Source organism: Saccharopolyspora tripterygii, assembly GCF_054778355.1.
Window position 1 is genome coordinate 40098 of sequence record NZ_BAAGZP010000044.1, and the last position, 21357, is coordinate 61454.

Here is a 21357-nt window from a genome sequence, read left to right on the forward strand (position 1 = left end):
TCAAAAGCGCGGCGTGAGCCGCCGGTGGACATTCCTCAGTCGAGCAGGTCGTCGGTCCGGGCGGTGGTCCCGTGAGCCGCGGTGACCCGGCCGAACAGCTGCCGGGTGCGTTCCGCGGTTCCCACCACCCCTGGACGATCACTGTAGGCGAAGATCGCCGAGTGACGGGCCACTTCCCCCTCGACCGCGCTCACCCGGTGCAGTGAGTAGCGGCCGTGGAACAGCTGCAGATCGCCGGGGCGCAGCGGCAGTTTCCGCACCTGATCGCCGCCGTCGCCGTCGAGCACCGCACCGACGTCGGCGAAGTTCTCCGACTCCGCCGAGCGGATGTGCGGCCAGTACTCGAAGACCCCGCCGCCCTCGGGCTGCTGGGTGACCATGCTGACCGCGAACTCGTTGGTGTCGAAGTGCCAGGGGTGCTCCTTGCCCGGGTTGACGATGTTGACCACGAGCCCGGCGAGCGGGTCCTCCAGCGGGTGGATCCGGGGCTTCTGCAGGCAGTCGGCGAGGAATCGCTGGAACAGCTCGTCGGTGTAGAGCCGGTGGATGAGGTGTTCCGCCGGGATGTCCTCGCGTGCCACGAACGCGTTGCCGCGCAACGTCGTTCGCTTGCCCGGGTGCCCGTCGGGCAGGCTCGCGTCCGGCGCGGTGTTGTAGACGTTGACGGTCTGCTCTTCGTAGTAGGCGCGGTCGGCGATGCCCGCGCACTCGGCTCTCAGCGCTTCGCGGTGCTCGGCGGCCACGAAGTCGCGCAGCACGCTGCAGCCGGAGCCGCGCAGGTCCGCGCGCACCGACTCCACGGCCCGGACCCACTCGGGGCCGCCGGGGTTGTTGAGCGGGTAGCGGTCGGTGTCGACGATGTCGGTCACCGCAGCGGTCATCAGATTCCTTCCGAGGCCGGGACGACGGGCAGCGTGATCTCCGAAGGGCTCTCCGGAGACGTGTGGAGGGTGACCGGCGACAGCGCCGCAGGCAGGTCGCGCACCGTGGGCAGCAGGTGGGGAACGTCGAAGGCCTGGACCGCGATCCGCAGCCGGTGACCGGGCGGGATCACCGCTCCGGTCGGGAACACCTCGACGTCGACGGGCTCGGCGACACCGGGCCGCATGGTGCTCTGCGCTTCCCGGGTGAACGGGTGGAACGGCTGGATCAGCTTCCCGTCGAGGTAGCGCGAGCGGGACTCGTCGAGCGCGCGGTGCGAGAGCACTTGCCAGCCCCCGGTGAGCCGGTCGACCGACCCGTCGGGCGCGACCGAGGACACCGACACCGACAGCATCCCGTTCCCGGTGGGCGTCGAGGCGTTGAGGTGGGCGTTGATCGGCCCCCGCATCCGCACCGCCTCGGTCATCGGGCCGGTTTCGAAGACCGTCCCGGACAGGTCGTTCCACCTGTTGTCGCCGCAGAGCTGCGCGACGCCGACGGCGTTGGGCAGACCGGCGGTCCACTGGTTGGTCGAACGCGTGCACAGCCCGGAGACCGGGACCGGCGCCACCGTGCTCCGGCCCGGTCGTGGCGCGGAATCCACCAGCTCACCCGGCAGTCCCGGCAGCGAGGTGCCGGAGAGCTGGAAGCTGCGGGCCCGCTGCTCGCCGATCCACTGGTCGGCGGAGACCCACTGCCCGGAGCCGATCTCGTGGTAGGACAGCGGCGGGATGTCGGTGTCGAGCGCAGGATCGGCCTGCCCGCGCACGTAGTGGTCGAACCAGCGCAGCTGGAGCTCCTGCAACGTGCCGTGACCGGCGTCGGCGAGGCGGTCACCGGCTCCCTGCACGTGGTCCCACGGCCCGTAGATCATCTTGACCGGCACGCCGCGCCGGCGGAGCGCGTCGAACACCATCGGGGTCCCGCGCTGGAACAGGTCGTACTCGCCGCCGACCAGGAAGGTCGGCACGTCGATGCGGTCGACAACGCTGGCGGGGGAGCGCTCGGCGTAGAAGGGGCCGTCGAAGGCCGCGTTGAGCCCGAGCGTGGCCTCCAGGAGGGTCGGTGCGGTGAAGCTCGTCGCGCCCTGAACGCGGTCGAGGTAGGTCTGCAGCGCGGTGTCCGGCTCCCGGGCGCCGAAAGCGGGCGGGATCAGCCCGGCGCCGGTGACCAGCCCCATCCACAGCGGGATGAACCCGACGTCGAGGGCGCCACCGGAGGCGACCACGTCGCGGTAGGTGTCCATCGCCGGGACCTGCGGGAAGATCGCCTTGAGCCCCGGTGGCCGGTGTCCCGCCGCGAACAGCTGGTTGATGCCCATGTAGGAGGCGCCGTGCATGCCGACCGAGCCGTTGCTCCACGGGCGTTCGGCAGAGGCCGCCCAGTTGACGATCTCGCCGGAGTCGGCGTTCTCGCGCGCGCTGAACGCCTGCCAGTCACCGCCGGAGGAACCGGTGCCCCGCGCGTCGACGGAGACGTGGGCGTAGCCGCGCTTGGCGAAGTAGTCCGGCTCGCTGCCGAGGACGCTCGCCCCCGGACCGCTCATGAGCGACTTGTTGTAGGCGATGACGGTCAGCAGCACCGGGAACCGGCCGGGCACCACCCGTCCCTCGGCGTCGGCGGGCAGGCGCACGTCCGCGCGCAGCACCGTGCCGTCGGACATCCGCACCGGGACGTCGTTCTGGACCGCCGCGCGCGGGTGGTCCTCGGCGCGCGCGGTCCACTCGGGCGCGGGGGCGGCGTGGGCCGCGGTCAGACCGGTGAGGCCGGTCAGCAGTGCGAGGATCAGGGCCAGCAATGAGCGACGCATCCAGACCTCCCGGGATTCCCGGGGAGATCAACGACCGGGCGTGCCCGCGGTTACGCGGATCGTGCGGAGTCGTCGTGAGAACGCAGGTGAGCGGCCACGAACCGGCGCGCCGCGACGGGGTCGCGAGCCTCGATGGCGGCCAGCAGCCGCTCGTGCCGCGCGAGCGAGTCGCGGTCGGTCTCAGCGGGCGGCTCGGCGAGCAGCTGGGTGAACGGTTCGAACAGCAGCCGGACGAAGGCGTTGCCGGTGGCGCGCACGATCGCCTGGTGGAAGGCGACGTGGGCGTCGGGATCGTCGTTCTCGCGCATGGTCCGCAGGTGCTCCCGCAGCCGCTCCAGGTCGGCGTCGGTGCGGTGGAGGGCGGCGAGCTCGGCGATCCCGCCTTCCAGCGCCCGCCGCGCCACGTGCGCGCCGTCGGCGACATCGGGGTCGGCACCAGGGGAGGTCGCGGCGCGGATCATGGAGTGCAGCGAGGTCCACTCGGCCGGCGGGTTGACGTAGGTGCCGCGACCTCGTTCGACGCGCACGACGTTCTGCGCCCGCAACGTCGCGACCGCTTCGCGAACGGTCAACCTGCTCATCGAGAACAGCTCCGCGAGCTCGGGTTCGGACGGCAGCGCCCCGCCGGGTGGGTAGGTGCCGTCGATGATCGACCCGAGGAGCTGCTCGGCGAGCTCGTCCGGCAACGACACGCGGTCTCCGCCCGTTCGCGATCTGGAAGGCCGCGAGAACCAGGGGCTCTCGCGGCCACGCGGTCAACCCGGACCCCCGGAGGTGGGGCGTTCCGGCCGGAATTCGCCGTCGAAGTCCACAGTGGACGACTGGTCTCCCGGGTCCCGGGAGTCTACTGCACGTGCGTGAGCGCCAACACACACCAACCGGTTGGTATGTGTGGTAGAGCTGGTGGATCGGGTTTCTGGAGGTGTCGCCATGGGCGAGTCGCGGTACGAGTGGATGGAGCCGGGGGCCTTCGAGGTGGCTCCCGGCGTGCACCGGATCCCGCTCCCGCTGCCCAGCGACGGGCTGCGCGCGGTCAACGTCTACGCCATCGCCGACGGCAACTCGCTGACCCTGGTCGACGGCGGCTGGGCGCTGGAGGAATCCCGCGAGCAGCTGACCTCCGCGCTCGCGCAGCTCGGTGCAGGCCCGGGTGACATCACCCGGTTCCTGGTCACCCACGCCCACCGCGACCACTACACCCAAGCCCTGACCTTGCGCCGGGAGCACGGCTCCGAGGTGCTGCTCGGCGAGGAGGAGCGGCACACCCTGCAACGCCTGATGTCGCCGGACCACCGGTCGATGGACCGGCAGCTGGAGATGCTCGCCGAGCACGGCGCCAAACCGGTCCGCGACGAACTGCTGAACGTGCGCAGCAGCGGATCGAACCATCACGTGTGGGAACTGCCGGACACGTGGATCAACGCCACCACCGACCTCGGGCTCACCGACCGGCAGCTGCGCGCGGTGCCCACGCCGGGCCACACTCGGGGGCACCTGGTGTTCCTGGAGGAGCAGGCCGGGCTGATGTTCGCCGGGGACCACGTGCTGCCGCACATCACCCCGTCGATCGGGTTCGAGCAGGCGCCCACCGCCAGCCCGCTGCGCGACTACCTCGCTTCGCTGCGGCTGGTGCGCGGGATGCCCGACATGCGGCTGCTCCCGGCGCACGGCCCGGTCACCGACAGCGTCCACGCCCGCGTCGACGAGCTGCTGGCGCACCACGACGGGCGGCTGGTCGCCACCGCCGCGGTCGTCGCAGCCGGGGCGAGCACGGCCTACGAGGCCGCGCGGGCGCTGACCTGGACCCGCCGCGAACGCGCCTTCGACGACCTGGACGTGTTCAACCAGATGATGGCGGTGCTGGAAACCGCCGCGCACCTGGACGTCCTGGTGCTCCAGGACGAGCTGAGCTCGCAGCGGACCGAAGGCGTTTTGCACTACTCGTAGTCGGTGAACACTCTCGGTGATCATCGGGTTGGTGTTCGGCGCTTCGAAATCACCCGACTGCAGCGTAGGGGCGACGGGTGATGACGTGCGAGCCTGGACGGGCTCCACGGGCCGCCTGCGGCAACAGGGGAGCGAGTACCTCGTTGGGGTCAAAGGGGACGTCACTAGGAGCTCGTCATGTTGAGCAAGCACGAGCGGGACAGGCTCGCCGAGATCGAGTCGGCGCTGGAAGCCGCAGAGCCCGAACTGGCGGAGAAGTTCGAGCGCTTCGAAGGCGACAGCGGCTGGAGCCTGCTGCGTCAGGTGCTGGTGTTCACCGCACTCGCCCTGACGGCGATGGTCTCCTTGCTGTCCCTGCTGAGCGGGTTGGTGTGGACCGCTTCCGCGCTCGCGCTGATCACCACGGCGGGCTTGATCGCCGCGTGCTTCGGCCAGCGACAGCACCGGGAGACCTGAAAGTCCGGTGCGGACTCACTCGTGCAACGGGTGGGGGAGGGCCTGCAGCACCGTGTCGGCCTCGACGTAGGTGCCCTCGGGCAGCTCGTCGAGTCGATCCATCTGCTCCGGCCCGGCACCGAGCTCCTCGCACTGCCGCACGATCTCCCGCCTGGTCGCCGGGAAATGCACGTGGCTGAGCACCCGCAGCATGTCCGCGCGATCGGCCAGCACGACAACACCTCCTGCCCTGCGCGCTCACTCACCTACGCCTACCCCGTCCGCGCTGCCGGGAACCCTCATCGCACGAGTTCGCGCGCCTTGTCGGCGATGGCGGTGGCGTCGATGTGCGCCTGCCCGAGCAGCTCGGCGGGTGTGCCGGAGCCGGGCATCTCGCGCACGGCGAGCGTGCGCACCTGCGTCGGCCGATCGGTCAGCGCGCTGAGCACCGCCTCGCCGAGGCCGCCCTCGGGCCAGTGGTCCTCGGCGGTGACGATCCCCGCCGTCTCGGTCGCGGCCCTGCGCAGCGTCGCGGTGTCGACGGGCTTGACCGAGTACAGGTCGATCACCCGCGCGCCGATGCCCTCCTTGTCCAGGACGTCGGCGGCCTTGAGCGCTTCGTGCAGGGTGACCCCGGCGCCGACCAGCGTCACGTCCGCTCCGTCCCGGACCACCTTCGAACCGCCGACCGGGAACCGCTCGTCCGGCGGGTAGATCACCGGCATCGCCCCGCGGCTGGTGCGCAGGTAGCTGATCCCGGTCAGGTCGGCCATCGCCGCGACCAGCTGCACGGTCTGGTTGGCATCGCACGGGTAGAGCACCGTGCTGCCGTGCACCGCGCGGAACGCGGCCAGGTCCTCCAACGCCATCTGGGAGGGGCCGTCCTCGCCGATGGCCACGCCGGCGTGCGAACCCATGAGCCGCAGATCGGCCCTGCTGATCGCGGCCATCCGGACGAAGTCGTAGGCGCGGGAGAGGAACGCCGCGAAGGTCGAGGCGAACGCGCACCACCCGCGCACCTGCATGCCCACCGCAGCGGCCACCATCTGCTGCTCCGCGATGTACATCTCGAAGTAGCGATCCGGGTGGCTGTCGCGGAACAGCTCGCTGAACGTCGAGTTCGACACCTCGCCGTCCAGCGCCACCACGTCCCCGCGCCGGTCGCCCAGCGCCGCCAGCGCCTGCCCGTAGGCCTTGCGGGTGGCCAGCTCGGTGCCCTCCTCGAAGGCCGGGAGCCCGCTGGAGCCGGTGTCGAACACGTGCGGGGTGAGGCCCTGCTCGGGCTTGTCGGGCTTGACCCGGAGATCGCGCTGCCCGCCGAGCTCGGCGATGGCCTCCTCGGCGTGGCTCAGCGGCTTGCCGTGGAAACCGGGCTTGTCGGCGACTTCCGAGACGCCCTTGCCCTTCTGCGTGGCGGCGAGGATCGCGACGGGCCGTCCGTCGCCGTTCTCCGCCGCGGACAGGGCGGTCTCGATCTCGTCGAGGTCGTGGCCGTCGATCTCGCACGTGTGCCAGCCGGCGGCCTGCGCGCGTGCGGCGTAGGAGCCCAGGTCCCAGCCGTGCATGGTCGGCCCGGTCTGGCCGAGCCGGTTGACGTCGATCAGCGCGACGAGGTTGTCCAGCTGCTCGTGGCCCGCGTGCTCCAGGGCTTCCCAGACCGAGCCCTCGGCCATCTCGCTGTCACCGCAGAGCACCCACACCCGGTAGGGGAGGCGGTCGAGCCGCTTGGCCGCGAGCGCCAGGCCGACCCCGATCGGCAAGCCCTGGCCGAGCGAACCGGTCGCCACGTCGACCCACGGCAGAACCGGGGTCGGGTGCCCTTCGAGCCTGCTGCCGAACTTGCGGAAGGTCAGCATCTCCTCGTCCTCGATGGCACCGACGGCCTTGAGGACGGCGTACTGCAGCGGCGAGGCGTGACCCTTGGAGAAGATGAGGTGATCGTTGGCGGGATCGTCGGGACGGTCGAAATCCAGACGCAGATGCCCGTCGAGCAGCACGGCCAGCAAATCGGCCGCGGACATCGACGAGGTGGGGTGCCCGGATCCGGCGGCGGTGCTGGACCGCACCGAGTCCACCCGCAGCTGTTGTGCCAGTTCGGATCGGAACATTGCCTGGTCCATGTCCCGGAAGGTGCCCGGAGCGCGGCCCGGCGAAACAAGGTGCAGGTCACACGTGATTGGGATGGATGCCGACAACGGTCAACAGGTAGTGGTCAGCGCGTCGGACGAGGTTCGACCGGCGATCCCACCAACTGCGGAAGATCCAGATTACGGGACTTCCGAACGTCGGCTTCGTCAGATCGAGGTCGGGTCGAGCGAAGAAGACGTCGTAGTAGGGGGCGAAGAACTCGTCGGTGAACTGGAACTGCTTCGCCAGCGAGTGCAAGGGCGTTCCGATCTGCCCGGTTGTCACGACGTGGTTGACGTCTGAGCCCTCGTCGAACAAGCGCTCCAGCAGCGGTGCTTCCGCCGGGGGATCGTGCCGCTTCTGCTCCAACAGCACATGGGCAGTCGTCCGCCCATCGCTGGTCAGGGCCGAGGCGTCCGCCCCGTCATCCAGCACGCGGTTGGCCAGCGCGACCCGCGTCGAGACGTCCTTGTTCGCCAGCACGCAGTGCAGCAGGGGCTGGCCCGTGCTGTCGGTCCACTCGGTCGCCATCGACGGTTCGTACCGCTCCAGGAAGTCGTCGACCGCCCCCAAGCGTGCCGCCGACCTCACGTTCCACGGAATCGCTGCTCCAGGGCTAGTCGAGGCCGCCGTTGCTCAGGCCGGAGAGCAGGCGCTTGATGACCTCCGGGTCGACCTCCGCCGTCTCCTCGGGGGTCTGCGGCGCCATGGCGTTCTTCTTGCGGGAACGCCGGGGCAGCGGAACCGAGTCGGCCTTCACCCCGCTGGGCAGCGGCATCTCGCACCACACCAGCGTGCCACCGGTGCGCAGCGCCGTCGCTCCGCAGCGGCCGTCGGCGAACCCGGGCGCGAGCTGCGGGGGAACCGTGGCCTGCTCGTCCTGGACCTCGGCGACGAGGCTCTCGCCGCTCAGGCGCAGGCGGACGGTGATGAACCCGGGGTTCTTCTGGTCCGCCGCGTCCACGGCGGCGGTGACCAGGGCGCCGGTGAGCTGCGTGGCGATGTCGGTCATCTCGCGCAGACTCCACTCGGCCAGCGAGAACCGCACGAACATCTCGGTGCAGTTCACCGCGCTGGGCAGCGCGATCAGTCGAAGGTCGTCGACTTGTGCGGTCTGAGTGTTCACCTGGTTGAGTTCCTCCGTCCGCCCCCACACTGCGCGATCACCCGGAAGCCGTATTTTGCCAACTCTACTGGGTGGCTGGTGCGCAGGGGCCCCTTTTGCTCACGGCCTTGCAATCCGCTCCTCAGCCCCCGGATTCGGTGGGCTGAAGCGAACATCGCCAACGACACCGACAGCCTTCTCCAGCTGCGATGACGCTCGATCTGGTGAAAAACGTACGTGACGAAAGGTGGTCGGGACCACCTCCGGACGTATCGGTTCCACAACGGGGATGTTCCAGGCCGGTGGCCGCTGTAATAGCCGAGGGGGTGAAGGACGATCGGGCGCCGGGCGCGTCGGAGCGATCACGGTGTGTCGCGACCGCTCCGACGCGCCCCGGCGATCAGGCGCCAGTGATCAGGCCACGGCGTCCAGACCTTCGGCGAAGGCCTTGCCGATGATCCCGATCTCCTCCTCGGTGATGATCAGCGGCGGCGAGACCGCCAGCGCCTTGCCGAGCGGGCGGACGATCACGCCGAGCTCGCGGATCTTCTTCTGCAGCTTCGGCAGCGCGCCCGCGGCGAGCGCGTCGGCGGTGAGCTCCACCGCGCCGAGCAGGCCGACGCCGCCGCGCACCTCGGCGACCGACGGGTGTTCGGCGAGGCCTGAGAGCGCCTCGTGCAGCGGTCGTTCCAGCTCGTCGGCACGGCGCAGGAGCTGCTCGCGCTCCAGGACGTCGAGGTTGGCCAATCCCGCGGCGGCCACCGTCGGATGCCCCGAGTAGGTCGCGCCGTGGCGGAACACCCGTCCCGGCTCGTCCCAGAACGGTTCGGCCACGTGCTCGGCGACCACCACGCCGCCGAGTGGCAGGTAACCGCTGGTGACGCCCTTGGCGAAGGTGATCATGTCGGGTTGCAGGCCCCAGCGCTCGACGCCGAACCAGGTGCCGACGCGGCCGAACCCGCAGATCACCGAGTCGGCGACGAACAGGATGCCGTGCTCGGAGCAGATCTTGGCCACGGCTTCCAGGTAGCCCGGTTCCGGCGGGTAGAGGCCGCCGGCTCCCATCACCGGCTCGGCGAAGAACGCCGCGATCTTCTCGGCGCCGATGCGGTCGATGGATTCGCGGAGGCTCTCGGCGTCGTCGTGGGCCACCCGTCCCGTCTCCTGCACGAGTCGGCCGAACCCGGCCTGGTTGGCCTCGATGCCGCCGATGCTGGTGCCCATGCCGTTGGTGCCGTGGTAGGCGTTGCCCCGGCTGAGGATGTGGGTGCGCTGCGGCTGCCCGCGCTGCGCCCAGTACTGCCGGGCGAGCTTCGCGGCCGTATCGATCGACTCACCGCCACCGGTGGTGAGGAAGATCTTCGCGTTCGGCATCGGGGCGAGTTCCGACAACCGCGTGGCCAGCTCCTCGGCGGGCCGGTTGGTGTAGTCGTTGAAGACGAAGTAGGACTCCAGCTCGCGCATCTGGGCCGCGGCGGCCTCGACGATCTCGGTGCGGCCGTGCCCGGCGTTGGCGTACCAGAGGCTGGCTGTGCCGTCGAGGTAGCGGCGTCCGGAGTCGTCGTAGATCCAGACCCCCTCGGCCTTGGTGACGCAGAAGCTGCTGCTCTTGACCTCGAACATGTCCGCGAACGGGTGCCACAGCGCGGTCTGGCTTGATGACATGGGGAAATCCTCCTTCGTGGTTCGCCCGACAGCTTCGCCTCCCGGGCACCCGATGGCCAGAGGTGCGGCCGGGAGGTTCGCCGCCGGGCGTCCGCCAGGTGGGATCCGGTGTCCGTTCTTTGACACCGCCGCCGCGCCGACAAGACGATGGTCCGCGTGACCTCTCCGAGACTCAGCAGGCGGATGCACGTCGACCTCCAGCGCGTGAAGACGCAGGCCTGTCGCTCCTGACGAAACCGCACGTCGAAGGGGAGACGCCGTCCTCGGCCGAACCCGGCATCGGTCCGCTCGCGGACCAGGATCAGGGAGCAGTCGTGTCCACCGTTTTGGTCATTTCCGGAAGTCCGTCGCGCACGTCGAAGACGGAGAAGATCGGCGAGCACATCGCCCAGCGACTCGCGGCGGACGGGCGCACCACCGAGCACCTGCGGGTGCGCACCCTGCCCGCCGAGGCGCTGCTGAGCGCCGACGTCAGCGATCCCGCCATCGCCTCCGCGGTCGCCCAGGTCGAGGCCGCCGACGGGATCGTGCTGGCCACGCCCACCTACAAGGCGGCCTACTCGGGCCTGCTCAAGTCGTTCCTCGACCTGCTGCCGCAGTTCGGCTTCGCGGGCAAGGCCGTGCTGCCGCTGGCCACCGGCGGCAGCGTCGCGCACGTGCTGGCCATCGACTACGCGCTGCGCCCGGTCGTGCACTCGCTCGGCGCTCGCCACGCCGTGCAGAGCTTCTTCCTGCTCGACAAGCACCTGTCGCTGGTCGACGAGGTGCTCAGCGTGCACGACGAGAGCGCGGGACCGCTCGCCGACGTCATCGAGCAGTTCGCCAAGGCGCTCGACGGAATCCCGCACACCACGGTCCTCGGCCGCTCGGCCTGACCTCCGCCGGCGTCCCCCGACGCGAGGACCGCAGTTCCCGAAGGCGTGGAGGCTGCGGTCTTCTCGCGCCCGGCCGGCTAGGTGTTGTTGAGGATTGCGGCGGAGCCGCTGTTTCAGGTGTGGGACTCAGCCCGCACCGCCGCTCAGGTTCCGCTTCCCGCACCGCCACGCAAGAGAACTCATAGACAGCTCCTAGAGCGGTTCGTCGAGCCAGCGCTGGATGAGGGGAGCGGTGAGCGCGACCAGCTCCTCGGTGGGTTCGGCGCTGATCGCCTTGGTGCGCAGCACCAGCCGCGCGGCGCCCAGGCCCATCAGGTGGCTGCAGACCAGTTCGGCGCGCAGCCGCGCGCGCGGGCCCGACAGCCGCTCGGCGAGGCGGGTGACCAGCTGGGACTCGAAGTTGTCGCGGAAGCGCGCGCCCGCCGGCCGGGACGAGGTGAACACCGCGCGCACGAGCGGGTCGCCCTGGGTGCGCTCGTGGTAGTCCAGCAGGGTGCGCACCAGGTGCTCGCCCAACCTCGGCAACTCGCAGTCCAGCAGCTTCTCGGCGTCGTGCTCGAATCCCGAGGCCTGCGCGAAGAGATCTTCCTTGCTGCCGAAGTACTTGACCACGAGCGCCGCGCTGACGTCGGCGTCCGCTGCGATGTCCCGCAGCGTCACATCGGCGTAACCGCACGAGGAGAACCGGCGCCGCGCGGCTCTCAAGATGGTTTCCCGCGTGGCGCACGCGTCGCGGCGCTGCTCCTCGATCGACCCCGTGGGCATGCACCTCAGGCTAGCGCGAGCCCCCCACCGCAACGGCCACCCGCGCGGTAACAGCCTCGTACCGAGGCGGTCCCGGCGTCGCCGCGGCGATCACCGCCGCCAGCAGTCCCGCTCCGCCCGCGACCACGAACACCCACGAGTAGGCGTTGATCGACGGGTAGGTGCCACCGGCCACGTGCACCAGGGAACCCGTGGTCAGCGCGACCACGATCGCGCTGCACGCGGAGGTCCCGATCGACCGGGCCAGGCTGTTGAGCGCGTTGGCGGCGGCGGTCTCGGTGGTCGGGACCGACCGCATGATCAGCGCCGGGAGCGCGCCGTAGGCCAGCGCACCGCCGATCGAACCGACGGTCAGGTTCATCACCACCACCGGCAGCGGATCGTGCATCAGCGAACCGCCCAGGTTCCCCAGCGCCAGGACGCAGGCACCGAGGATGAGCGTGGTGCGCGGTCCGTACCGGCGCGAGATCCGGGCCGAAACCGGGGAGAACAGGCCCATCGCCGCGCCGATCGGCAGCAGCACCAGGCCTGCGACCACCAGCGACATGTCGTAGCCGTAGCCGGTTTCGGCGGGAGCTTGCAGCAGCTGCGAGCCGACCAGGAACCCGGTGAACATCGCGATGCCCACCAGCACGGAGGCGAGGTTGGTCAGCAGCACGGTCGGCCGGGCCGAGACCCGCAGGTCCACCAGCGGGGCGCCGGTCCGCAGCTCGTAGGTGCCCCACAGCAGCAGCACCACGACCGCCGCCGCCAGCAGTCCGAGCACCAGCGCGCTCGACCAGCCCCACTCGTTGCCCTTGGAGATCGCCAGCAGCAGGCAGGTCAGCGCGACCGAGAGCCCCACCGCGCCGAGGAAGTCGAACTTGCCGCCCGTGCGCAACGACGACTCGGGCACGACCCGCAGGATCAGGGCGATCTCGAGGAGGGCGAAGAGCATCGCGCCGGCGAACAGCCAGTGCCAGTTGAGCTCCTGGGCCACGACGCCGGTGATCGGCAGGCCGACCGCGCCGCCGATGCCCAGCGTGGCGCTCATCAGCGCCACGCCGGAACCCACCTTCTCCTCGGGCAGCTCGTCGCGCATGATGCTGATCCCCAGCGGCACCACGCCGACCGCAGCGCCTTGGAGCACGCGGCCGATCAGCACGGCCGTGAAGTCGTCGCTGACCGCGCCGACGGCACTGCCCAGCGCCATCGTGGCCAGGGACAACAGCAGCATCCGGCGCTTGCCGAACATGTCTCCCAGGCGCCCGGTCACCGGCGCGCACACGGCACCGGCCACGAGCGGTGCGGTGACCAGCCATCCGGCGTTGGCCGCGGTGGTGTTGAGCAGGCGGGGGAACTCGGGGAGGAGCGGAACGACCAGGGTCTGCATCAGCGATACCGCGATGCCGCACGAGGCGAGCACGAAGATGACCGATCTCGAACTGCGCGTTGCGGACATTGCGGACCCGGCGGGGTTCATCAGACTCCTCACTCATCACGTGAACTCGTGTTCACCCTGTGAGTAAACCTGTGTTCACCACCGGAAGCAAGACGCCGACCGTCCGATTCCACATGCCAGTCGCGAGAATTCACGCAACGGTCGTCCACTGTGGATCGTGAGCGAGAACTCCTCGGGCGCTGCCCCATGCGCAACGCAGCAGCGCGGACCGCGGTTCCCGGACCACGGATCCGGGTGTGAACCGGAGGTTTACAGTGATACTGTGAACCCGAGGTACACAGAGGGAGGCATCATGTCGACGGTAGACGCGACACGACTCGTCGAGCAGCTGGCGGGGGAGCGGACCCCGCAGGTTGCCGATCCCGGCACCAAGGGTTCGGACGTGGGCGATGAGCAGCAGCGGCGGGTGGCGTCGCTGCAGCGGCTGCGCGCGGCGCTGGACACCGAGGAGCTCGTGGCGGAGGCTGCCGCGCAGCAGACGGAATCGGCGGCGTCGGAGAGCGTGTGGCTCGGGGCGAGCCTGGCCGACCTCAGCGCGGTGACCGGCCGGACTCGGCAGGCCGCGCGCAAGCGGTGGCCGGAGCTGGGATCGATCCACCGACGGCGCAAGTGGCTCGGCGACCACGTCGAGGACATCACCTACATGGCCGGGCTTCTCGCCTCGCACGCCGACGACCTCGCGCCCGGCTGGGGCCACGGCGCCTTCGCCAAGCAGGTCAGGTTGCTGCGCGAGGGGCTCGACCGGTGCGCCGAGGACTTCGCCGAGGGGACGACGGTCGCCGGTGACCCGGCAGGCCGCTGGCGAGCGCTCGACGAGCTCGTCGACTCCACGATGCGCCGGATCATCGACACCGCGGGCGACCCCGCGACTCCCGAGGCCGGCTTCGCGCTGCACGGCGCCACCGGCGTCCTCGGCTACTACGACCACGCCACGGCCCCCGACCGCGAGGGTTAGGGGTTGTCCCAGGGACTGGTTCGCGTGGCGGTGCGGGCTTAAGCCCCACACCTGAAGCAGCGGCTACATTCTGAAACGCACCTCGGGTCCCTCCTCAGCTCAGGGCGGGGAGGGTTCGGGCGTGCTGGGTGGCCTGCTCGAAGGCGTGCGCGATCTCGAGCAGGCGCCGCTCGCCTCGGTGCGGTCCGACGAGCTGGAGGCCGACCGGAAGGCCGTCCGGGGTGAAGCCCGCGGGCACGGAGATCGCCGGGCACCCGGTCGCCGAGATCCAGTAGGCCGAGCGCATCCAGTCGAGGTAGGAGGTCATGGCGACCCCGCCGATCTCGGTCGGGAATTCGAGGTCGATGTCGAACGGCGGCACCTGGCTCACCGGCAGCGCGAGCACGTCGTGATGGGTGAAGAACTCGCGGACCCGGTGGTAGAGCTCGGTGTGCAGCCGCTCCGCGCGGCCCACCTCGGCACCGGTGAGGGCCCGTCCGGCGTCGATGTTGTCGCGGAGGCTCGGCTTGATCTCCTCCGGGTGGGCGTCGCGGAGCTCGCCGAGGGCCAGCTCGAACTGCCAGGCGCGCAACGTGCGGAACACTTCGTCGGCGCCCGTCAGGTCCGGCGCGGTCTCCTCGACCCGGCCGCCGATGTTGGCGAGCACCTGCGCGGCCGGTTCCAGCACCGCGCGCACCTGCGGATCCACGACCAGCTCTCCGCCGAGGTCGAGCGAGAACGCGACCCGCAGTCCGGACAGATCGGTGTCCAGCGATCCCCGGAACGCCGAGCCGGGTTCGGTGATCGAGATCGGGCTGCGGTCGTCGGGTCCTGCGATCGCCGAGAGCATCAACGCCACGTCGGCGACCGTGCGGGCCATCGGGCCCTGGACCGACAGCGTCGACCACGCCGCGACGTCCGGCCAGGTGGGCACCCGGCCCGGAGCCGGGCGCAGCCCCACGACGTTGCAGAACGAAGCCGGGTTGCGCAGCGACCCGCCCATGTCGCTGCCGTCGGCCAGCGGCTGCATCCGGCAAGCCAGCGAGGCGGCCGCGCCACCGCTGCTGCCGCCCGCCGAGCGGTCCGTGGCGTAGGGGTTGGCGGTGGTGCCGAACACAGGGTTGAAGGTGTGCGATCCCGCGGCGAACTCCGGAACGTTCGTCTTGCCCACCACGATCGTTCCCGCGGACTTGAGCCGTTCGACCACCAACTCGTCGCGCTCGGGCACGTTGTCGGCCAGCAGCGGGGACCCGCTCGTCGTGCGGATGCCCGCGGTGTCGTGGGTGTCCTTGTGCGCGATCGGCAGCCCGTGCAGCGGGCCGACGGGCTCGCCCGAGGCCCACCGCTCGTCGGCGGCCGCGGCCACCTCCAGCGCCCGTTCCGGGTCCAGCGACACCAGCGCGTTGACCTGGGGGTTCAGCCGGTCGATCCGCTCCAAATGAGCCCGCATCACCTCGCGGGCCGAGACCTCACCGGAGCGGATCAGCCCCGCGAGATCGGTGGCGGTGTGGTGGCACAGCGACTGGGGCACGTCTGAGGACTCCTCACGCGGGCGGTGTTCGGCCCGCACGCTAGCGCCCCGAACGCGAACCGATCCTGGAACAGCGTCCTCAGCCCAGTTCGAGATCGACTACCACGGGTGCGTGATCGGAGGTGCCCTTGCCCTTGCGCGCGTTGCGGTCGACGTAGGAGTCGGTGACCTGGGTGGTGAAGGAGTCGTTTCCGTACACGAGGTCGATCCGCATCCCCTGGTTGTTCGGGAATCGCAGCGCCCGGTAGTCCCAGTAGGTGAACGGCACGTCGTACTTCAGCGCCCTGGGGTAGACCTCGGTGAGGCCGGACTCGGTCAGCGAGGCGAGGGCCTTGCGCTCGTCCGGCGTGACGTGGGTGGCGCCCTCGAAGGCCGCGATGTCCCACACGTCCTCGTCGTTCGGGGCGACGTTGAAATCGCCCAGCACGGCCCACGGGCGGTCGGCCGCGAGCTCCTCGACGGCGGTGGCGCGCAGCGCGTCCAGCCAGCGCAGCTTGTAGTCGTAGTGGGGGTGCCCGACCTCGCGGCCGTTGGGCACGTAGACCGACCAGACGCGGACTCCGCCGCAGGTCGCGGCGACCGCGCGGGGCTCCGGCGTCTCGAACATGGAACCGTCGGCCTGGAAGCCGGGCTGGTCGAGCAGCTCGCGGCGCACGTCGGTCAACCCGACGCGGGAGAGCACGGCGACGCCGTTCCAGCGGCCCGTGCCGTGCGCGGCGACCTCGTAGCCGAGCTCACCGACCTCGTCGAACGGGAACGCGTCCTCGGCGCACTTGAGCTCCTGGAGGCACAGCACGTCCGGTTCGGCCGTGCCCAGCCAGTCGAGCAGCTTGGGCAGCCGGGCTCCTACCGAGTTGACGTTCCAGGTGGCGATCCGCATGCGCGCAGCTTGGCACACCGCTCCGACGATTCGACGCGCTAGGGTGCGACGTTGTGCTCGCCGGCGTACTGGTAGCGCCAGACGCCGTCGGGTCGCTGGTCACGCCGGTTGTAGCAGGCGTAGGGCGAGCACGGTGCCTCCCCGTCGCGGGGCGAGGGGAAGGCGAACTCGCCCATGGGTAAGTCCGCGTCGACGGCGGGGATGAAGAACGATCTGCCGTCCTCCGGGCCGCCGATGAGTTCGGCGTAGACGTGTTGCTTCATCGGAGTTCTCCCTGCTGGCGTTCGTCGTAACCGGCCTACTGCCAATAGGAACAAAAACAACGGCTGCGGGTTCCCGTTGTCACCCGAATGTTTTAACGATGTGCCGCGAACGCCACTCACGACCAGGTGATTGGCGGTTCCGGCGCCCGGGTACGGCACTGTCATGCCTGGAAACGACGTCGCACATCTGGCCGGACCGTCCCACCCGGACAAGCTGCTCTACCCGCAGGACTCCGTGCGCAAGCAGGACGTGTTCGACTACTACCGCTCCATCTCGGCCGAGCTGATCGCGCACGCGCGGGGAAAGCCGGTGACCATGCGGCGGTTCCCCGACGGCATCGAGGCGGGAGGCTTCTTCCAGAAGGAGGCCTCGAAGCACTTCCCCGACCGGGTTCCGCGCGCCTCGGTCCCGCAGCGCGGCGACGGTCCTCCGGTGCACCACGTGCTGGTCGAGGACGAGGAGACGCTGCTCTACCTCGCCGATCAGGCCTGCCTGGAGTTCCACATCGCACTGTCCACAGTGGAAGACCTGGAGCGTCCGGTGCTCGCGGTGCTCGACCTCGACCCGCCGGAGGGCATCGGCATCGCGACGCTGCGCGACGTGGTCCGCCGGATGTGCCACCGGATGGCCGACGACGGGTTCGCACCGCACCTGCAGGCGACCGGTGGCAAGGGGTTCCACATCGCCGCGCCCCTGGACGGCGAGCTCGGGTTCGACGAGGTCCGATCCCGGATGCGCGAACTGGCCGCACGCGCCGCGGCCGACGACCCGGACCGGCTGACCACCGAGCAGCGCAAGAACAAGCGGGGCGACCGGATCTTCCTGGACATCAACCGCAACGCCTACGGCCAGACGATGATCGCGCCCTACTCGCTGCGAGCGCGCCCCGGTGCTCCCGCCGCCACCCCGATCGACCTCGCCGAACTCGGACGGGTGACACCGCAGTCCTACGGGTGCGCCAACATGGCGCGCCGGCTCGCCCAGAAGACCGACCCGTGGAGCGAACTGCACTGATCAGCCGTGCATGGGGCGGCGCGGGCGCGGGTAAGCGAGGTGCAGGGCACGACGATGGGGGGACCCGTGGACGCCGACATCACGCTCTTCGTCGACGGCATCGAGCACCGGCTCACCGTCGACACCCGCACGACCGTGCTCGACGCGCTGCGCGAGCGACTGGGCATCATCAGCCCCAAGAAGGGCTGCGACCACGGCCAGTGCGGCGCGTGCACCGTGCTGCTGGAGGGCAGACGAGTCATCAGCTGCCTGATGCCTGCCGTCGCCCACGACGGCGCGCACCTGCGCACCGCCGACGGGCTCGACGGCGCGGAGCCGCACCCGGTGCAGCGCGGGTTCGTCCGCCACGATGCCTTCCAGTGCGGCTACTGCACGCCCGGGCAGGTGGTGTCGGCGGTCGGAGCGATCGAGGAGCTGGAGGCCGGTGAACCCAGCGCGGTCACCGCCGACGGCGCCGATCTCCCCGACGAGATCCGGGAGCGGATGAGCGGCAACCTCTGCCGCTGCGGCGCCTACGCGAACATCGTGCGCGCGGTCGGCGAGGTGGTGAACCGATGAGGCCCTTCGACTACCAGCGCGCCACCGACGTCGACTCGGCGGTGAGCGTGCTCGCCAACGCCCCCGGTGCCGAGTTCCTGGCGGGCGGCACCAACCTGGTCGACCTGATGAAGCTGGAGGTCGCCTCACCGGACGTGCTCGTCGACGTGCGCCGGCTGACCTCCGACCGGATCGAGGACCGGGGCGACGCGGTGCGCATCGGCGCCTCGGTCACCAACAGCGCGCTGGCCGCGGATCCGCTCGTCCGGCAGCGGTTCCCAATGCTGTCCCAGGCCGTTCTCGCCGGAGCGTCGGCGCAGCTGCGCAACCTGGCCACCACCGGCGGGAACCTGCTGCAGCGCACCAGGTGCGGTTACTTCCAGGACGTCACCACCCCGTGCAACAAGCGCGAGCCCGGCAGCGGGTGCCCGGCGCGCGAAGGGTACCACCGCGACCACGCCATCCTCGGCGCCTCGCAGGAGTGCGTGGCCACCCATCCTTCCGACATGGCCGTCGCGATGGTCGCCCTGGACGCCGTGGTGAACGTGGTCGGGCCGAGCGGCACCCGCAGCGTTCCCGCCGCGGACCTGCACCGGCTGCCCGGCGGCGAACCGGAGCGGGACACCGTGCTCGGCCACGGCGAGCTGATCACCTCGGTGGACGTCCCGGCGCTGGGCTTCGCCATCACCTCCCGCTACCGGAAGGCCCGCGACCGCACGTCGTTCGCCTTCGCCCTGGCCTCGGTCGCCGCCGCGATCGACGTCACCGACGGGGTGGTCCGCGACGTGCGCCTGGCCCTGGGCGGCGTCGCCCACAAGCCCTGGCGCGCGACCGCTGCCGAGGACGCGCTGCGCGGTGGGCCCGCCACCGTCGACGCCTTCGCCAGAGCCGCCGACGCCGAGCTGGCAGCGGCGGAACCCCTGCCCGACAACGAGTTCAAGGTGCCGCTGGTGCGCAACATGATCGGCGGCGTGCTCTGCGAGCTCGCGGGAGTGCCGCGATGAGCACCGCCACCCGGATCATCGGCGCCCCGATCGAGCGCCTCGAAGGCGACTCGAAGGTCCGTGGCCAGGCCGTCTACGCCGCCGAGCACCCCGTCGACGGCCCGGTGCACGCGCACCTGGTCCAGTCGAGGATCGCGCGAGGCCGCATCACCGCCATCGACACCAGCGCGGCGCTCGCCGAACCCGGTGTCCTCGACGTCGTGACCCACGAGAACGCACCGGCGCTGAGCTCGACCGAGGACGCCGAACTCGCGATCCTGCAATCGCCCGAGGTCGGGTACCGGGGTCAGCCCGTGGCGGTGGTGCTCGCCGAGTCCTCCGAGAAAGCGCGCGCCGCAGCCGAATTCGTCCGGGTGTCCTACGAGGAGGCCGGGCACGACGTCGTGCTGCGCCCCGAGGGAACGGACCTGGTCCGGCCGGACAACGTCAACGGCGGATTCGAGACCGACGACGGCGCAGGAGATTTCGACACCGCGCTCGCGGAGTCGGAGGTGGTGCACGACGCCCTCTACAGCACGCCGCAGGAGCACCACGTCGCGATGGAACCGCACGCCACCACCGCCGCGTGGTCGGAGGGCGAGCTCACCGTGTACGACTCCACCCAGGGCGTGCACTGGGTGCGCGACGCGCTGACGACTCTGCTGGGCATCGACCGGGAGAACATCCACGTCATCGCTCCGCACGTGGGCGGCGGGTTCGGCTCCAAGGGACCCGTGCACGCGCACGTCGTCGCGGCGGTCCTGGCCGCCCAGCGGGTGCAACCGCGACCGGTGAAGCTCGCGCTGACCCGCAGGCAGGTGTTCCAGATCGCCGGCCACCGCGCCGCCACGTTCCAGCGCGTGCGGCTCGGCGCCGACTCCGACGGGCAGCTCACCGCCGTCGGCAACGACGTCGTCGCCCAGACCGCGCGGATCAAGGAGTTCGCGGAACAGGCGGGGGTTCCCGCGCGCATGATGTACGCCGCGCCGAACCGCCGGACCAGCCATCGCTTGGAAGAGCTGGACATCCCGGTGCCGACGTGGATGCGCGCACCCGGTGAGTGCCCCGGCATGTTCGCGCTGGAGACGGCGATGGACGAGATGGCCATCGCCTGTGGTCTGGACCCCGTCGAGTTCCGCATCCTCAACGACCCCGACACCGATCCCGAGACCGGGCGTCCCTACTCCAGCCGGAACCTGGTGGCCTGCCTGCGCGAAGGTGCCCACCGGTTCGGCTGGGCCGATCGCGCTCCGGCACCGCGCTCCCGCCGGGAAGGTCCCTTCCTGGCGGGCGTCGGAGTCGCGGCGTCCACGTACCCGGTCGTCTCGATGCCGGGAACGCGGGCCGACATCCAGGCGCGCCCGGACGGCCGGTACCGCGTGCGGGTCGGCGCGGCCGACATCGGCACCGGGGCGTGGACCGCACTCACCCAGATCGCCGCCGACGCGCTGGGAACCGACCTGGACCGGATCACGCTGAGCATCGGCGACACCGATCTGCCGTGGGCCTCCGGTGCCGGTGGTTCGAGCGGGATCACCTGCTGGGGCTCGGCGATCGTGGACGCCGCCCGCCGACTGCGGGAGAAGCTGCCCGAGGGAGCTCCGGTACCCGAGGAAGGCCTCTCGGCGACCGGACGGATCCCCGACAACCCGTACCGGGGCCGGTTCGCGATGCACAGCTTCGGGGCCCAGTTCGCCGAGGTCCGCGTGCACCGCGACACCGGCGAGGTGCACGTGCCGCGGATGCTGGGCGTGTTCGCGGCGGGGCGGATCATCAACGCCAAGACCGGTGCGTCGCAGCTGCTCGGCGGCATGACGATGGGGCTGTCGATGGCCCTGCACGAGAAGGCGCACGTCGATCCGCGCTTCGGGCACGTCCTCAACCAGGACCTGGCGCAGTACCACGTCGCGAGCTGCGCCGATGTCAAGGACATCGAGGTGGATTGGATCGACGAAGACGATCCCTACGTCAACCCCTTGGGATCGAAGGGGATCGGCGAGATCGGCATCGTCGGAGCGGCCGCAGCGGTCGGCAACGCCGTCCACCACGCTACCGGCGTGCGGATCAGGGACCTGCCGATCACGCCGGACAAGCTCGTCGGCCGCCTCTAGCGGCTGTGCGGA

21 protein-coding genes are annotated in these 21357 nt (G+C 70.6%); 8 read left to right on the plus strand and 13 right to left on the minus strand.

Annotated elements, in window-relative coordinates; translation table 11 throughout:
* Positions 1-35: 35 nt before the first annotated feature.
* From ACYVF3_RS30070 to ACYVF3_RS30080, 3 genes are read right to left on the minus strand one after another with little or no spacing between them, the layout of a single operon-like run.
* Positions 36-881, minus strand: coding sequence for a HalD/BesD family halogenase (locus tag ACYVF3_RS30070; RefSeq protein WP_461157654.1), 846 nt, complete (start codon positions 879-881; stop codon positions 36-38).
* Positions 881-2731 carry a CocE/NonD family hydrolase gene (locus tag ACYVF3_RS30075; protein WP_461157655.1) on the minus strand — a complete coding sequence of 617 codons (1851 nt, stop codon included), beginning with the start codon at positions 2729-2731 and terminating at the stop codon, positions 881-883. Before ACYVF3_RS30075 ends, ACYVF3_RS30070 begins: the two co-directional genes overlap by 1 nt.
* Before the next feature lie 50 nt (positions 2732-2781).
* A complete protein-coding gene (locus tag ACYVF3_RS30080) occupies positions 2782-3423 on the minus strand; it encodes a FadR/GntR family transcriptional regulator (RefSeq protein ID WP_461157656.1) in 642 nt (213 codons plus the stop codon).
* 238 nt (positions 3424-3661) lie between these two features.
* Between ACYVF3_RS30080 and ACYVF3_RS30085 the strand changes: the two genes are divergently transcribed.
* On the plus strand, positions 3662-4678 hold the full coding sequence (locus tag ACYVF3_RS30085; RefSeq protein ID WP_461157657.1) for an MBL fold metallo-hydrolase: 1017 nt from the start codon (positions 3662-3664) through the stop codon (positions 4676-4678).
* A gap of 177 nt (positions 4679-4855) precedes the next feature.
* Positions 4856-5134 (plus strand): DUF3040 domain-containing protein, encoded by a 279-nt coding sequence (locus ACYVF3_RS30090; RefSeq protein ID WP_461157658.1) that lies wholly within the window; start codon positions 4856-4858, stop codon positions 5132-5134.
* A 15-nt stretch (positions 5135-5149) separates the two neighbouring features.
* Here ACYVF3_RS30090 and ACYVF3_RS30095 read toward each other — a convergent pair whose 3' ends face one another.
* From ACYVF3_RS30095 to ACYVF3_RS30115, 5 genes are all read right to left on the minus strand, one after another.
* Positions 5150-5347, minus strand: coding sequence for a DUF2795 domain-containing protein (locus ACYVF3_RS30095; protein WP_461157659.1), 198 nt, complete (start codon positions 5345-5347; stop codon positions 5150-5152).
* A gap of 65 nt (positions 5348-5412) precedes the next feature.
* Positions 5413-7233, minus strand: a complete 1821-nt coding sequence (locus ACYVF3_RS30100) for a transketolase (RefSeq protein WP_461157660.1) — start codon at positions 7231-7233, stop codon at positions 5413-5415.
* Positions 7234-7279: 46 nt separating this feature from the next.
* Positions 7280-7771 (minus strand): hypothetical protein, encoded by a 492-nt coding sequence (locus ACYVF3_RS30105; protein WP_461157661.1) that lies wholly within the window; start codon positions 7769-7771, stop codon positions 7280-7282.
* Between the two features lie 85 nt (positions 7772-7856).
* On the minus strand, positions 7857-8366 hold the full coding sequence (locus ACYVF3_RS30110) for an ATP-binding protein (protein WP_461157662.1): 510 nt from the start codon (positions 8364-8366) through the stop codon (positions 7857-7859).
* 393 nt (positions 8367-8759) lie between these two features.
* On the minus strand, positions 8760-10010 hold the full coding sequence (locus ACYVF3_RS30115) for an aminotransferase family protein (RefSeq protein ID WP_461157663.1): 1251 nt from the start codon (positions 10008-10010) through the stop codon (positions 8760-8762).
* A gap of 314 nt (positions 10011-10324) precedes the next feature.
* Between ACYVF3_RS30115 and ssuE the strand changes: the two genes are divergently transcribed.
* Positions 10325-10885 carry an NADPH-dependent FMN reductase gene (ssuE, locus tag ACYVF3_RS30120; protein WP_145735547.1) on the plus strand — a complete coding sequence of 187 codons (561 nt, stop codon included), beginning with the start codon at positions 10325-10327 and terminating at the stop codon, positions 10883-10885.
* A 192-nt stretch (positions 10886-11077) separates the two neighbouring features.
* Here the strand turns inward: ssuE and ACYVF3_RS30125 are convergent, their stop codons facing one another.
* Positions 11078-11650, minus strand: a complete 573-nt coding sequence (locus ACYVF3_RS30125; protein WP_461157664.1) for a TetR/AcrR family transcriptional regulator — start codon at positions 11648-11650, stop codon at positions 11078-11080.
* 10 nt (positions 11651-11660) lie between these two features.
* Positions 11661-13112: an MFS transporter gene (locus ACYVF3_RS30130; protein ID WP_461157665.1), complete on the minus strand. Its 1452-nt coding sequence runs from the start codon at positions 13110-13112 to the stop codon at positions 11661-11663.
* Positions 13113-13383: 271 nt separating this feature from the next.
* On the opposite strand from ACYVF3_RS30130, the gene ACYVF3_RS30135 reads away from it, so the two are divergent.
* On the plus strand, positions 13384-14046 hold the full coding sequence (locus ACYVF3_RS30135) for a hypothetical protein (RefSeq protein WP_461157666.1): 663 nt from the start codon (positions 13384-13386) through the stop codon (positions 14044-14046).
* A gap of 94 nt (positions 14047-14140) precedes the next feature.
* Here ACYVF3_RS30135 and ACYVF3_RS30140 read toward each other — a convergent pair whose 3' ends face one another.
* The 3 genes from ACYVF3_RS30140 to ACYVF3_RS30150 all read right to left on the minus strand — a co-directional run bounded on the left by ACYVF3_RS30140 (position 14141) and on the right by ACYVF3_RS30150 (position 16699).
* Positions 14141-15556 (minus strand): amidase, encoded by a 1416-nt coding sequence (locus ACYVF3_RS30140; RefSeq protein ID WP_461157667.1) that lies wholly within the window; start codon positions 15554-15556, stop codon positions 14141-14143.
* A gap of 79 nt (positions 15557-15635) precedes the next feature.
* Positions 15636-16436 carry an exodeoxyribonuclease III gene (locus ACYVF3_RS30145; RefSeq protein ID WP_461157668.1) on the minus strand — a complete coding sequence of 267 codons (801 nt, stop codon included), beginning with the start codon at positions 16434-16436 and terminating at the stop codon, positions 15636-15638.
* A 38-nt stretch (positions 16437-16474) separates the two neighbouring features.
* A complete protein-coding gene (locus tag ACYVF3_RS30150; RefSeq protein WP_461157669.1) occupies positions 16475-16699 on the minus strand; it encodes a hypothetical protein in 225 nt (74 codons plus the stop codon).
* Positions 16700-16862: 163 nt separating this feature from the next.
* Here ACYVF3_RS30150 and ligD point away from each other — a divergent pair, with 163 nt between their 5' ends.
* From ligD to ACYVF3_RS30170, 4 genes are all read left to right on the plus strand, one after another.
* Positions 16863-17714 carry a non-homologous end-joining DNA ligase gene (gene ligD / locus ACYVF3_RS30155; RefSeq protein ID WP_461157670.1) on the plus strand — a complete coding sequence of 284 codons (852 nt, stop codon included), beginning with the start codon at positions 16863-16865 and terminating at the stop codon, positions 17712-17714.
* A 66-nt stretch (positions 17715-17780) separates the two neighbouring features.
* Complete coding sequence (locus ACYVF3_RS30160) at positions 17781-18272, plus strand: 2Fe-2S iron-sulfur cluster-binding protein (protein WP_461157729.1); 492 nt, start codon at positions 17781-17783, stop codon at positions 18270-18272.
* On the plus strand, positions 18269-19255 hold the full coding sequence (locus tag ACYVF3_RS30165; protein WP_461157671.1) for an FAD binding domain-containing protein: 987 nt from the start codon (positions 18269-18271) through the stop codon (positions 19253-19255). Before ACYVF3_RS30160 ends, ACYVF3_RS30165 begins: the two co-directional genes overlap by 4 nt.
* On the plus strand, positions 19252-21345 hold the full coding sequence (locus ACYVF3_RS30170; protein WP_461157672.1) for a xanthine dehydrogenase family protein molybdopterin-binding subunit: 2094 nt from the start codon (positions 19252-19254) through the stop codon (positions 21343-21345). Before ACYVF3_RS30165 ends, ACYVF3_RS30170 begins: the two co-directional genes overlap by 4 nt.
* Positions 21346-21357: the final 12 nt, after the last annotated feature.

Excerpts from the sequence above, each read along its gene's own strand:
- ACYVF3_RS30070 (WP_461157654.1), bottom strand. The coding sequence starts at position 881 with ATGACCGCTGCGGTGACCGACATCGTCGACACCGACCGCTACCCGCTC.
- ACYVF3_RS30075 (WP_461157655.1), bottom strand. The coding sequence starts at position 2,731 with ATGCGTCGCTCATTGCTGGCCCTGATCCTCGCACTGCTGACCGGCCTC.
- ACYVF3_RS30085 (WP_461157657.1), top strand. The coding sequence starts at position 3,662 with ATGGGCGAGTCGCGGTACGAGTGGATGGAGCCGGGGGCCTTCGAGGTG.
- ACYVF3_RS30090 (WP_461157658.1), top strand. The coding sequence starts at position 4,856 with ATGTTGAGCAAGCACGAGCGGGACAGGCTCGCCGAGATCGAGTCGGCG.
- ACYVF3_RS30100 (WP_461157660.1), bottom strand. The coding sequence starts at position 7,233 with ATGGACCAGGCAATGTTCCGATCCGAACTGGCACAACAGCTGCGGGTG.
- ACYVF3_RS30105 (WP_461157661.1), bottom strand. The coding sequence starts at position 7,771 with ATGGCGACCGAGTGGACCGACAGCACGGGCCAGCCCCTGCTGCACTGC.
- ACYVF3_RS30115 (WP_461157663.1), bottom strand. The coding sequence starts at position 10,010 with ATGTCATCAAGCCAGACCGCGCTGTGGCACCCGTTCGCGGACATGTTC.
- ACYVF3_RS30125 (WP_461157664.1), bottom strand. The coding sequence starts at position 11,650 with ATGCCCACGGGGTCGATCGAGGAGCAGCGCCGCGACGCGTGCGCCACG.
- ACYVF3_RS30130 (WP_461157665.1), bottom strand. The coding sequence starts at position 13,112 with ATGAACCCCGCCGGGTCCGCAATGTCCGCAACGCGCAGTTCGAGATCG.
- ACYVF3_RS30135 (WP_461157666.1), top strand. The coding sequence starts at position 13,384 with ATGTCGACGGTAGACGCGACACGACTCGTCGAGCAGCTGGCGGGGGAG.
- ACYVF3_RS30145 (WP_461157668.1), bottom strand. The coding sequence starts at position 16,436 with ATGCGGATCGCCACCTGGAACGTCAACTCGGTAGGAGCCCGGCTGCCC.
- ACYVF3_RS30150 (WP_461157669.1), bottom strand. The coding sequence starts at position 16,699 with ATGAAGCAACACGTCTACGCCGAACTCATCGGCGGCCCGGAGGACGGC.
- ligD (WP_461157670.1), top strand. The coding sequence starts at position 16,863 with ATGCCTGGAAACGACGTCGCACATCTGGCCGGACCGTCCCACCCGGAC.
- ACYVF3_RS30165 (WP_461157671.1), top strand. The coding sequence starts at position 18,269 with ATGAGGCCCTTCGACTACCAGCGCGCCACCGACGTCGACTCGGCGGTG.
- ACYVF3_RS30170 (WP_461157672.1), top strand. The coding sequence starts at position 19,252 with ATGAGCACCGCCACCCGGATCATCGGCGCCCCGATCGAGCGCCTCGAA.